Genomic DNA, 12,629 nt, shown 5'->3' with positions numbered 1-12,629 from the left:
TCAGGCCTGCCGGTCCTCGAATCAACGTGTGCCGATGTTCATGTTCCAGCGCCTCTTCGAGGGCCCCGGACTCCGCCTTTGCCGTCTCGCCCCGGCCCTCGTTTTGGCCCTCTCCGTCGGATTGTCGGCAGGCGGCGCGTGTGCCGAGGAAGCCCATGCCATTGCCATGCACGGCAAGCCGGCGATACCTGCCGATTTCACCCACATGCCCTACGTCAATCCGGATGCCCCCAAAGGCGGACGCATGACGTGGGGCGTTCTCGGCACCTTCGACAGCCTCAATCCTTTCATCGTGAAGGGGTTGGCCGTGCAGCAGGTGCGGAGCTACGTGGTCGAGAGCCTGCTCGCGCGCGGCCAGGACGAGCCGTTCACGCTTTATGGCCTGCTCGCCAGGACCGTCGAAACCAACGACGACAGGACCTTTGTCACGTTCCACCTCGATCCGCGCGCCCACTTCTCCGACGGCAAACCCGTGCTGGCTGAAGACGTGCTGTTCTCCTGGCAACTCCTGCGCGACCACGGCCGTCCCAATCACCGGCAATATTACGCCAAGGTCGCAAAGGCCGAGGCGCCCGACCCCCTCACCGTCCGCTTCGACCTCTCTGGCGCCAATGACCGCGAGTTGCCACTGATCCTCGGCCTGATGCCAATCCTGCCCAAGCATGCGGTGGACCTCGCCAGCTTCGAGGAGACAACGCTGACGGGCCCGATCGGCTCGGGCCCCTATCGCGTCACGGCGGTGAGGCCCGGCGCCAGCGTGACGCTGACCCGCAATCCCGACTATTGGGGCCGTGATTTGCCGATCAATCGCGGGTTCTACAATTTCGACGAGATCAGGCTCGACTATTTTCGCGAGGCCAACGGCCAGTTCGAGGCCTTCAAGCGCGGCCTCTATGATTTCCGTGTCGAGCACGAGCCGCTGCGCTGGCACGACGGCTATGATTTTCCCGCTGCACGAAGCGGTGAAGTGATCCGCGATACCGTCAAGCCGGGGGTGCCGCAGCCTTCCGAATTCCTGGTGTTCAACACCCGCCGACCGATCTTCGCCGACATCCGCGTACGCAAGGCGCTGACGCTGCTGTTCGATTTCGAGTTGGTCAACCGCAATTATTTCTTCGGCCTCTATTCGCGCGTCGCCGGCTATTTCGCCGGCTCGGAACTATCGGCCTACGGCCGGCCTGCGGATGCGCGTGAGCGTGAGCTGCTGAAACCCTTCGCCGCCGGGATCCCGCCCGACATCATGGACGGCAGCTACCGCCTGCCGGTCACCGACGGCTCGGGTCGCGACCGCGCGACACTGCGCGCCGCGCTGAAACTGTTGTCGGAGGCCGGCTACGATCTCGACGGAACCGTGCTGCGCAACCGCGCGACCAAGGCGCCCTTCACCTTCGAGATCATGGTCACAACCCGCGACCAGGAGCGCATCGCGCTCGCCTTCCAGCGCGACCTCAAGCGCGCCGGCATCGAGCCGACCGTGCGCTCGGTCGATCCCGTGCAGTTCGATCAGCGCCGACTCGCTTACGAGTTCGACATGATCCAGAACCGCTGGGACCAGTCGCTGTCGCCCGGCAACGAGCAGTATTTCTATTGGGGCAGCGCTGCCGCCGACAATCCGGGGACCCGCAACTACATGGGCGCCAGGGATCCCGCCGTCGATGCCATGATCGCCGCTCTGCTGGAGGCCCGTGAACATGCGGATTTCGTCTCGGCGGTGCGCGCGCTCGACCGCGCCTTGGTCGCGGGCTTCTACACAATCCCCTTGTTTAACGTATCCGAGCAATGGATCGCGCGCTGGAATCGGATAGAACGGCCGAAGGCCACTTCGCTGTCCGGCTATCTGCCGGAGACCTGGTGGTCGAAGGGGCAGCCGGAAGCCCATCAAGCAAAGTGACGCCGTGAACCAGCCAGCAATATCGCCGACGCTCGACACGCTGTTTCAGCGCACGCTGACCCGGCAGCCGCACGCGCCGGCTCTGCTCGATCCCCTCAACAAGACGCACGTGACCGGGCACCAGCCGCGGCGGATGAGCTACGCCGAGGCCGATACGGCGATCGAGGCGCTGTCGGCGCATTTCGTCGAATCCGGCCTGCCGGCCAATTCCGTCATCGCGATCCAGCTGCCCAACACGGTCGAATTCGTGCTGACGGTGCTCGCCGCCCACCGCGCGGGCCTCGTCGTCGCCGTGCTGCCGCTGCTGTGGCGGCATGCGGAACTGACCGCCGCGCTCAACCGCACCGCGGCGCGCGCCATCGTCACCATGAGCACGGTCGATGGCGTCAGCTATGCCGACCTGGCGATGCAAGCAGCGGCAGAAGCATTCTCGATCCGTCACGTCTGCGGCTTCGGCACCGATCTGCCCGAGGGCATGGCTTCGCTCGACGACGTGCTGGCCCGCCCGCCCGGCAGCACGCGCACCGTGATCCAGGACGGCCGCAAGGCGGCGATGATCTCTTTCGACGTCACCGCGGAAGGTTTTCGCCCGGTGCCGCGGCCGCATTTCAGCCTGATCGCCGGTGGCCTCGCGATGTCGCTCGAGGCCGACGTCAAGCAGGGCGCGACCGTGATGGCGGCGTTCGCGCCGATGTCGTTCGCGGGGCTAGCCTCTTCGCTGGCGGTCTGGCTGCTCTCGGGCGGCACGCTGGCGCTGCATCATCCCTTCGAGAGCGAGGTGCTGGAGCAGCAGATCAACCAGCACAAATGCGAGGTGCTGATCGCGCCTGCCCAGCTCGCGCTACGCCTCGGCGATTCCGATCTCGCCGCGCGGATGCCGACCTTGCGCAACGTCATCGGCCTCTGGCGCGCGCCCGAGCAGGTCGCCGCAAGCGATGCCTGGATAGCGCCGCATGCGCGGCTGACGGATGTCTATCTGTTCGGCGAGGCTGGCCTGTTCGGCGCCCGCCGCGGCGAGGACGGCATGCCTGTCGCGGTGATGCCGGGGCCGCACGGCGCCCCGCGCGAGCAGTCCGGCTCCTCCATCGCGGGCGAGATCCTGCTGACCCCGAAGGGCACGCTCGGCCTGCGCGGGCCGATGGTGCCGATCGCAGCCTACGCGCCGCCGCAGCCGGTCGGCGACACGCTGGTCGCGCAGCCGCCGCGCGACTATGTCGATACCGGCTATGCCGCGCGGCTCGACCGTCCGAGCGGCGCAATCTGCATCACCGCGCCGCCCTCCGGCATCATGGCCGTCGGCGGCTACCGCTTCCTCTCCAACGATCTCCAAGAATGGGCTCGCCGCCTCGGTCAGGGTGCCCTGCTCACCGCCCTGCCCGACCGCCTCTCCGGCCATCGGCTGGCAGGCCGGGCCCACGACAATGCCCGCGCCCGCGAGGCGCTCAGCGAGCTCGGGCTCAACCCCCTGATGGTCGAGGCTTTTCGTGACCGCTCGGGGCAGGTCTAGGCCCAGTTCCACCCGTTCCGTTGACGCTGCATTAAGGCAGCCAAACTAGATTGTGCGGCATCTGTCGCGTGATCAGAGTTTGCAATGTCCCAGGCGGGCCCGATCCTGTTTGTGTCCAATGCCGAACGGCCGCCCTTCATTGCGGCGCTGGACGAGGCCCGGCTCTTTCCCGTGGTCGACACCGACTGGGCCAGCGCCGCACGCGCGGTCGAGCAGGTGCAGCCGGCCGCCGTTCTCGCGGCGATGCATGCCGGACACGAGCCGCACATGGCTCCGCTCGCGAAGAAGATTGCGAGCCAGTCACCCTACCTTCCCTTCGTAGCCATGGATGCCGCGGGCACGCTGCCGCACAACGCCCTGCCCTTCGCCTCACGCGGCGGCAATCCCGACCGCCTGATCGCGCGGCTCCGCGCCGCGCTGCGTGTGCGCACCCTTCACGCCACCGTGCTGCGCCGGCTGCCGGAAGCGACGGTCCCGTTGCCCGCGGCCGATCCCGCACGCGATGCCACCGTGCTCCTGATCGGCCGCGGCGCGGCCTATCCTGCGCTGTCGGTCGCGCTCGGCGAACGCATCGGCGTCATCGGCGCGCTCTCGATCGAAGCCGCCGCCAAGCATCTCAACACCCGCGACCTCGATGGCGTCGTGCTCGCCGAAGGCTTTACGGCGCGCGTCACCGATGCCTTCCTGACGGTGCTCGCCGAGGACACCCGCTTCCGTAGCCTGCCCGTCGTCGTCACCGCACACCAGCTCGCGCAAAGTTACGATCTGCCCAATCTCGAGCTGATCTCCGGCGAGCCGGTGAAGGTCGCCGCCAATGCACTGCCACTGATCCGCCAGCATGCGATGGAAGCACAGCTGAGCCGCACGCTGCGCTCGATCGATGCCGGCGGCTGGATCGATCCACGCAGCGGCCTACTCACCGTGGAAGCCTTCGCCCGAGATTTTGCCAAGGCGGTCGAACAGACCTTGGCCCGCGGCGGCGGCCTCTCTGTTGCCCGTTTCGCCTTCGATCCCAATAATCCCCGTGCCCAGCTCGATGCCGCGCGGATCCTCAGTCGCCTGATGCGGCAGATGGATTTTGGCGCGGCGCAGAAGGACGGTTCGGTGATCGTGGTGTTCGCAGAGACCGACTTCCGCACCGCCCATATGATCGCGCGTCGTCTGTCGGCGGTGATGCGGCACACCGCGAACGGCAAGCACGAGATGCGCAGCGATCCCGTGGTCAGCGTGGATTCGCTGTCGGCATCGGATACGGCGCGCTCGCTCCTTGGGCGGCTCTCCGCCGATGCGTCGCGGGCGGCGTCGTAGTTTTTAGCGAGCGCCTTCAACAAGCACCATCATTGCGAGCCAACGCGTCCGCGCGAAGCGCGGCCCGATGACAGGCTCCGCGAAGCAATCCAAGGCTCTCTCCACGGAACGATTCTGGATTGCTTCGTCGCAAGGGCTCCTCGCAATGACGCGGAGAGGCCGGAGGTTCACGCCGCCTTCCTGCTCTGCGCGAGCTGCGCCAGCTGGCGCATGATCTCCGTGGTGCCGGCGAGACGCTCTTCGGGCGTCTCCCAGTCCTGGAGGAACACCACCTTCATGTCGGGCCGCACCTTCGCGGCCTGGCCGTGGCTGCGGATGAACGTCACCAGGCGATCGGGATAGGCGAAGGAATTGTCGCGGAAGGCGATGACGGCGCCCTTGGGACCTGCATCGATCTTCTCGACATTGGCCCGGCGGCAGAACGCCTTGATCGCGGCGACCTTGAACAGATAGCGGACCTCGTCGGGCAAGACGCCGAAGCGGTCGCGCATCTCGGCGCCAAAATTCTCGATCTCCTCCTCGGTGTCGAGATCGGCGAGGCGCCGATACAGGGACAGCCGCACCGAGAGGTCGTTGACATAGTCCTCCGGAATGAGCACGGGCATGCCGATCGTGATCGATGGCGACCAGCGGTCGGCGGCGGGTTCGGAGACGCCGGCCTTGAGGTTGACGATCGCCTCCTCCAGCATCGATTGATAGAGCTCGAAGCCGACCTCCTTGATGTGGCCGGACTGCTCCTCGCCGAGCAAGTTTCCGGCGCCGCGGATGTCGAGATCGTGCGAGGCAAGCTGGAAGCCTGCGCCGAGGGTCTCCAGCGATTGCAGCACGGTGAGCCGGCGCTCGGCCTGCGCGGTGATCTTCTGCTGCGCCGGCAGCGTGAACAGCGCGTACGCCCGCAGCTTGGAGCGGCCGACGCGGCCACGGAGCTGGTAGAGCTGGGCCAGACCAAACATGTCCGCGCGGTGCACGATCAGCGTGTTGGCGTTGGGGATATCGAGGCCGGATTCCACGATCGTGGTCGACAGCAGGATGTCGAACTTGCCGTCGTAGAATGCCGTCATGATGTCCTCGATCACGGCGGGCGGCATCTGGCCGTGCGCGACCGCGACCTTCATCTCCGGCACGTTCTTGTCGAGGAAATCCTTGACCTCGGCGAGGTCGTCGATGCGCGGCACCACGTAGAACGCCTGGCCGCCGCGATAACGCTCGCGCAACAGCGCCTCGCGGATCATCAAGGGATCGTGCGGGGCGACGAAGGTGCGGACCGCGAGCCGATCGACCGGGGGCGAGGCGATGATCGAGAGTTCGCGCACGCCGGTGAGCGCCAATTGCAGCGTGCGCGGAATCGGGGTCGCCGATAACGTCAGCACGTGCACCTCGGCCCGAAGCGCCTTCAGCCGCTCCTTGTGGCTGACACCGAAATGCTGCTCCTCGTCGACGATGAGCAGGCCGAGGTCGCGAAATTTGATCGCCTTGCCGAGCAGCGCATGGGTGCCGACGACGATGTCGACGGAGCCGTCGGCGAGGCCCTTCTTGACCTGGTTAAGCTGCTTGGTCGGGACGAGGCGTGAGGCCTGCGCCACGTTGACCGGAAAACCCTTGAACCGCTCGGAGAAAGTCTTGTGGTGCTGACGGGCGAGCAGCGTGGTCGGCACCACGACCGCGACCTGCTTGCCGTCGAGTGCCACGGCGAAGGCCGCGCGCAGCGCCACCTCGGTCTTGCCGAAGCCGACGTCGCCGCAGATCAGGCGATCCATCGGGCGGCCCTTTTCGAGGTCCTTCAGGGTGGACTCGATCGCGCCCAGCTGGTCCTCGGTCTCGTCATAGGGAAAGCGCGCGCAGAACTCGTCGTAGAGGCCCTGCTGCACCGGCAGCTTCGGCGCCTCGTGCAGCATGCGTTCGGCCGCGATCTTGATCAGCTCGCCAGCGATCTCGCGGATGCGGTTCTTCAGCTTGGCCTTGCGAGTCTGCCAGCCCGAACCGCCGAGGCGGTCGAGCTCGACGGTGGTCTGGTCGGAGCCGTAGCGCGACAACAGCTCGATGTTCTCGACAGGGAGGAACAGCTTGGTCTCGGCGGCATAATGCAGCTCGAGACAGTCGTGCGGCGCGCCCGCGACGTCGAGGGTCTGCAGGCCGATAAAGCGGCCGATGCCGTGATCGACGTGGACGACGATGTCGCCGGCGGCGAGGCTCGTCACTTCCGAGATGAAATTGTCGAGCTTGCGGCTCGCCTTGCGCGGCCGCACCAGACGGTCGCCGAGGATGTCCTGCTCGCTGATCAGTGCGATCTCGTCGGTCTCGAAGCCGCTTTCGAGGCCGAGCACGGCGAGCATGGTCTCGTTTCGCGGCGTCGCCTGCACCGTCCGCCAGCTGTTGACGCTGGTTGTGTGGGCCAGCTTGTGGTCGCGCAGCATCGAGGTCATGCGGTCGCGCGAGCCTTCGGTCCACAGCGCGATCACGACCTTCTTGCGCTGGGCCTGCAAGGCCATCACATGCGCGACGACGGACTCGAACACATTGACGGTGGTGTCATTGCGTTCCGGCGCGAAGTCGCGGCCCTTGCGCGCGCCGGCATCGACGACACTCGTGCCGTCGGTCGGCACGGAGAACGGCGTCAGCCGCGCCACCGGGACGTCGCCGAGGCGTTTGCCCCACTCCTCCTCGGTCAGATAGAGCCGGTCGGGTGGCAGCGGCTTGTAGATGGCGCCGCCACCGGGATGCTCCAGCGCCTCGCGTCTGGCCTCGTAATAGTCGAGGACCTGCTTGAAGCGCTCGCGGACGGCATCCTCGGCCTGCGGCTCGATCGCGACCGCCGCGCCTTGCAGATAGTCGAACAGCGTGTCCATCCGGTCCTGGAACAGCGGAAGCCAGTGCTCCATGCCGGGATGGCGGCGGCCTTCACTGACCGCCTCGTACAGCGCGTCGTCGCGCTCGGGCGCGCCGAACTCGGCGACATAGCCCATGCGGAAACGGCGGATGGTATCGGTGACGAGCTGAAATTCCGAGATTGGCACGAGGTCGAGCGCGCGCATGTCGAGCAGCGTGCGCTGGGTCTCGGCGTCGAACGAGCGGATCGATTCCAGGCTGTCGCCGAAGAAGTCGAAGCGCACGGGCTGGTCGAGGCCGGCCGGAAACAGGTCCAGGATGCCGCCGCGCACGGCGTATTCACCAGGCTCGCGCACGGTCGAGGAGCGGTTGTAGCCGTTGTGCTCGAGCCAGGCGACGATGGTGTCCATCGGCACCACGTTGCCTGGCGCAACCGACAGCGCCTGCGCCGCGACGAGGTCGCGCGCAGGCACGCGCTGCACCACGGCGTTCACCGTGGTCAGCACGATCAGCGGCTTGTCGCTGCCGGCGAGCGCAGCCAGCCGCGCCAGCGTTGTCAGGCGTTGCGCCAAAATGCCGCCATGCGGCGAGACGCGGTCATAGGGCTGACAGTCCCAGGCCGGGAAGGTCAGCACCGGCAGATCGGGCGCGAAGAATTGCAGTGCCCGTTCGAGCTGCTGCATGCGCGGACCGTCGCGGCAGACCACCGCAAGGCTGACCGCCGGCTTCTTCGGCCGCGCCGCGATGGCACGGGCGAGATCGGAGACGACGAGGCCTTCGGCGCCCTCGGCGACATTGGCAAGCGTCAGCGCGCGGCCGGGCGTCAGCAGCTCGGCCGGTGATTTCATGCCCTGCTTCATGCGTCGCCGTCCGCGATCGGGAATGCCTTGATGCGGGCAAACAGCGCGCCGGGGACATCGGCCGGAAGCACCTTGTCGCCGGTGACCGCGGCATAGAGATCGGGATCGTTGACCTCGAGCAAGCGCTCGAGCTCGATCAATTCAGGCTCGGACAAATTGCCGATCTCGGCATCCGCAAAGCGGCCGAGGATCAGGTCCATCTCGCGCGTGCCGCGGTGCCAGCAGCGGAACAGAAGCCGCTTGCGGCGGTCGTCGAGCCCGCTGCTCGATCGTGTCGTTCCCGTCATGTCTCAAATCCAGTCAAACGCAGAAAGCCCGGACGTGCCGGGCGGGGTGGATATAGCCACTCGGACCGGCCGTGTCAGCCCTTTGTTGTTGCAATTGTTTGTGGTCGTCATTGCCGGGCTTGACCCGGCAATCCATCCTCTTGAATAGATGGATGCGCGGGTTGAGCCCGCGTGACGATTGTTGCGAGAATGCGCCCCAGTCTGCTCAATCCGCTGTTTGCTCCCGTGACCAGCCTGCCCGGCGTCGGTCCGAAGCAAGACAAGCTGTTGCAGTACCTGCTCAGCCGCAACGAGACGCCGCGGCTGGTCGATCTGCTGCTGCACCTGCCGAGCCACGTCATCGACCGCCGGACCCGGCCAAAAATCCGCGACGCCGTCCAGGGAACCATGGTGACGCTGGAGGTCACCGTCGACCGCCATCGCCCGCCCCCGCCGCGCAACGCGCGCGCGCCCTATCTCGTGTACGCCAGCGACGACACCGGAGAGGTCGTGCTGACCTTCTTCCGCGCCAAGCCCGGCTATGTCGAAAAGCTGCTGCCGGTAGGCGAGAAGCGCTACGTCTCCGGCACGCTGCAGATGTATGACGGCATCCCGCAGATCGTGCATCCCGATCGCGTGCTCGACGAAGAGGCGATTGCAAAGCTCTCTGGCATCGATCCGGTGTATCCGCTGACCGAGGGCCTCGCGCTCGGCTCGCTGCGCCGCGCGATCGCGCAGGCCCTTCAAAAGCTGCCAGCCCTGCCGGAGTGGATCAGTCCGGAGGTGATGCGCCGCTGCAATTTTCCTCCGGTTACCGAGGCGCTCACGCGCGTGCACCAGCCGGTCGAGCTCACCGACGTCCTGCCGGACCAGCCGTTCTGGTCGCGTCTCGCCTTCGACGAACTGCTCGCCGGCCAGCTCGCACTCGCCCTGATCCGCGCGCAATTGCGCCGCCCCGCCGGCGTGCGCAATGCCGGCGACGGGCACCTGCGCAACAACATCATCGACGCCCTGCCCTACGCGCTCACGCCGTCGCAGCGCAGCGCTGCTGCGGCCATCGCCGAGGACCTGAAACAGCCCGTGCGCATGCTGCGCCTGCTCCAGGGCGACGTCGGATCCGGCAAGACCGTAGTGGCGCTGTTAGCTGCCACCGCGGTCGCCGAGGTCGGCAAGCAGGCCGCGCTGATGGCCCCGACCGAGATCCTGGCGCGCCAGCACATCAAGACCATCGCCCCGCTCGCCGAGCGCGCCGGCATGCGGGTTGCGATCCTCACCGGCCGCGAAAAGGGCAAGGAGCGTCGGGAGTTGTTGGCGCAGCTTGAAGCCGGCGAGATCAACCTCCTCGTCGGCACGCATGCGCTGATCCAGGACGATGTCATCTTCAAGGACCTCGCGCTCGCCATCGTCGACGAGCAGCACCGCTTTGGCGTGCGCGAACGCCTCGCGCTGACCTCGAAGGGCGAATCCGTCGATGTGCTGGTGCTGAGTGCAACGCCGATCCCGCGCACGCTGGTGCTGACCTATTTCGGCGACATGGACATCTCCGAGCTGCGCGAAAAGCCAGCCGGCCGCCAGCCAATCGACACCCGCGCGGTGCCGATGAGCCGAATCGAGGAGGTCATGGACGGCATCGGCCGCGCGCTCCAATCCGGCAAGCTGGTCTACTGGATCTGCCCGCTGGTCGAGGAATCCGAGGCCGAGGGCACCGAGCACCTGACCAACGCGACGAAGCGTTTCCAAAGCCTGCAAAAACGCTTCGGTGAGCGCGTCGGCCTCGTCCACGGCCAGATGAAGGGCACCGAGAAGGACCGCGTTATGGGCAAGTTCGCCGCCCACGAGATCGGGCTTCTGGTCGCGACCACCGTGGTCGAAGTCGGCGTCGACGTGCCGGCCGCGACCATCATGGTAGTCGAGAACGCCGAACGATTTGGTCTTGCCCAATTGCATCAGCTGCGCGGCCGGATCGGGCGCGGCTCGGAAGCCTCGACCTGCCTGCTGCTGTATTCGGAGCCGCTCGGCGAGATGTCGAAGGCGCGGCTGAAGGTGATCCGCGAAACCACCGACGGCTTCCGCATCGCCGAGGAAGATTTAAAGCTGCGCGGCGAAGGCGACGTGCTGGGCGTGCGCCAGAGCGGCCTGCCCGGCTATCGCATCGCGCGTTCGGAAGTCCATGGCCAGCTCATCACCCAGGCGCGCGACGAGGCGCTGCGCATCCTGAAGGACGATCCGAAGCTGAAGGGCGAGCGCGGCGAAGCGTTGCGGTGCCTGCTGTATCTGTATGAGCGGGACGAGGCGATTCCGCTGATCGGAGCGGGCTGAGCTACAGCCGGGACGCCTCCTCCCCGTCATTGCGAGCGCAGCGAAGCAATCCAGAATCTTGCCGCGGAGGGACTCTGGATTGCTTCCCTGCGCTCGCAATGACGGCGTGGACACAGACCTGCGCATCTCAACCAATCGTCTCGCGGGAGCGAAGGATGCGGCCGCCTCGGTCTTGGCCAAGAGTGCTATCTTTCGTTGCGAGCGTTTTCGTGAAAACCTTCGGCCATGCGCCGGATCATCGTCGTTGGCTCCCAGGGAAGCGGAAAAACAAGCCTGTCCCGAAATCTCGGGCAGAAGCTCGATCTGCCGGTGGTCCATCTCGACGTGCTCTACTGGCGGTCGGGCTGGAAGCCATCCGACAAGGCAAACTTTCGCTCGCGCGTCGCTGAGGCAATCGCGGGCGATGCGTGGGTCGTCGACGGCAGCTTCTCGGGGCTGGCCTTCGATCTCACGCTCGCGCGCGCCGATACGCTGGTCGTTATCGACCGTCCGCGCTGGCTTTGCCAATGGCGCATTCTCTGGCGCTCGGCTTTCGATCGCGCTACCGCACGGCCCGATTTGCCCGAGGGATGTCCGGAACAGTTCGACTGGAAACTGATGAAAGAGGCGTGGCGCTACAACACGGAGCGCGTGCCCGCCATCGAGGCCGAGCGCATTCAATATGGCCCTGATGTCCCGGTCGTGCGCCTGAGACGCGACCGGGATATCCAGGGTTTTCTGGAATCCGTTTCAGCGCACGGCGAGTGAATGATTGTGGTGACGTGAGATCAGGCGATCAGGATTTCTTCTGCGCGATGCGCGCGGCGAACGACTTCAACAGCTCCGCATCCGCCGCCTCGCCCTTCGCGTCCTCCGCGAGATGCTCGAACCACCGCGCAAAACCCTCGTAGATCTGGCTGGCCGGATGATCGGGGCCGAGGAATCCGGAAATCTCCCGCATTTCCGCGACCCAGCGATAGGCTTTCGGGATCATGTCGGGCAGCGCGATCTCGAGCCGAGCCAGGATCGCGGGTTGGCTGAGCGCGAGCTCGTCGCGCAGCGCCTCGGCCGCGCCCGCTTTCGTTGCCGCGATTACCATGGCCGAGCCGATGCCGGCGAGACCCTTGACGATCCCGGCGTAGGACATCTTGAGCGCAGAGGCTGCGCCGACCGGGCCTTCAACGATCCGCACGTCGAGACCAAGGTCGTTCAGAACGGCGACGTCCTTGGCGTACTCGCCGGACATGTAGAAGGCCGGGCTCTTGCCCCCCGGCTGCGGCGGAAAGCCGATGATGCCGGCATCGACGAATGGCGCCTGCGCCGAGCCGATGATCTCCGCGATCCTTTGCACGGTGTCGACATTGACGGCGTTGCAGTCGACCACAACCGGCTTCTTCTCGCGCCGGACGATCAGCGCGGCCAGCCGTTCAGCCAGCGCCACTGCTTCGCCCGGAGGCACGATCGAGAGGATGATATCGGCTTCAGCAAGCGCGTCGTCCTCGGCGCCGACCATGCCAGCGTCCGCCGCGCGCTTCAGGGTGGCTTCACTTCGCCCTTTCAGGGACGTCAGCACGCGTGCGCCATTCTCGCCGAGGCGGCGAGCCACGGCACTGCCCATGGCACCGGGCGCGAGGATCGCAATGGTTTTGGACATCATGCACTCCAGGTCGAAT

General features: G+C 66.4%; 8 protein-coding genes. 5 read left to right on the top strand and 3 right to left on the bottom strand.

Annotated features, from left to right (window positions below; genetic code table 11):
- Nucleotides 1-34 precede the first annotated feature (34 nt).
- The 3 genes from IVA78_RS02265 (at nt 35) to IVA78_RS02255 (ending at nt 4,706) form a co-directional block, all read left to right on the top strand.
- Nucleotides 35-1,891 carry an extracellular solute-binding protein gene (locus IVA78_RS02265; protein WP_247419707.1) on the top strand — a complete coding sequence of 619 codons (1,857 nt, stop codon included), beginning with the start codon at nt 35-37 and terminating at the stop codon, nt 1,889-1,891.
- 4 nt (nt 1,892-1,895) lie between these two features.
- Complete coding sequence (locus tag IVA78_RS02260; protein WP_247419464.1) at nt 1,896-3,398, top strand: class I adenylate-forming enzyme family protein; 1,503 nt, start codon at nt 1,896-1,898, stop codon at nt 3,396-3,398.
- 84 nt (nt 3,399-3,482) lie between these two features.
- Nucleotides 3,483-4,706, top strand: coding sequence for a GGDEF domain-containing protein (locus IVA78_RS02255; RefSeq protein ID WP_247419463.1), 1,224 nt, complete (start codon nt 3,483-3,485; stop codon nt 4,704-4,706).
- Nucleotides 4,707-4,873: 167 nt separating this feature from the next.
- Here IVA78_RS02255 and mfd read toward each other — a convergent pair whose 3' ends face one another.
- Together mfd and IVA78_RS02245 are read right to left on the bottom strand one after the other, a co-directional pair.
- Nucleotides 4,874-8,392: a transcription-repair coupling factor gene (gene mfd / locus IVA78_RS02250; RefSeq protein ID WP_247419462.1), complete on the bottom strand. Its 3,519-nt coding sequence runs from the start codon at nt 8,390-8,392 to the stop codon at nt 4,874-4,876.
- Nucleotides 8,389-8,679: a succinate dehydrogenase assembly factor 2 gene (locus tag IVA78_RS02245; RefSeq protein ID WP_247275659.1), complete on the bottom strand. Its 291-nt coding sequence runs from the start codon at nt 8,677-8,679 to the stop codon at nt 8,389-8,391. Before IVA78_RS02245 ends, mfd begins: the two co-directional genes overlap by 4 nt.
- 189 nt (nt 8,680-8,868) lie before the next feature.
- Between IVA78_RS02245 and recG the strand changes: the two genes are divergently transcribed.
- A complete protein-coding gene (recG, locus tag IVA78_RS02240; RefSeq protein WP_247419460.1) occupies nt 8,869-10,977 on the top strand; it encodes an ATP-dependent DNA helicase RecG in 2,109 nt (702 codons plus the stop codon).
- A gap of 225 nt (nt 10,978-11,202) precedes the next feature.
- Nucleotides 11,203-11,724, top strand: coding sequence for an AAA family ATPase (locus IVA78_RS02235; protein ID WP_247419458.1), 522 nt, complete (start codon nt 11,203-11,205; stop codon nt 11,722-11,724).
- 28 nt (nt 11,725-11,752) lie between these two features.
- Here the strand turns inward: IVA78_RS02235 and IVA78_RS02230 are convergent, their stop codons facing one another.
- Entirely contained in the window at nt 11,753-12,610 is an 858-nt protein-coding gene (locus tag IVA78_RS02230) for an NAD(P)-dependent oxidoreductase (protein ID WP_247419455.1), read from the bottom strand.
- Nucleotides 12,611-12,629: the final 19 nt, after the last annotated feature.

It is taken from the genome of Bradyrhizobium sp. 137 (assembly GCF_023074095.1).
Lineage (GTDB): Bacteria > Pseudomonadota > Alphaproteobacteria > Rhizobiales > Xanthobacteraceae > Bradyrhizobium.
The sequence above is the reverse complement of the archived record's forward strand: the minus strand, read 5'-3'. Positions and strand labels throughout refer to the sequence as shown.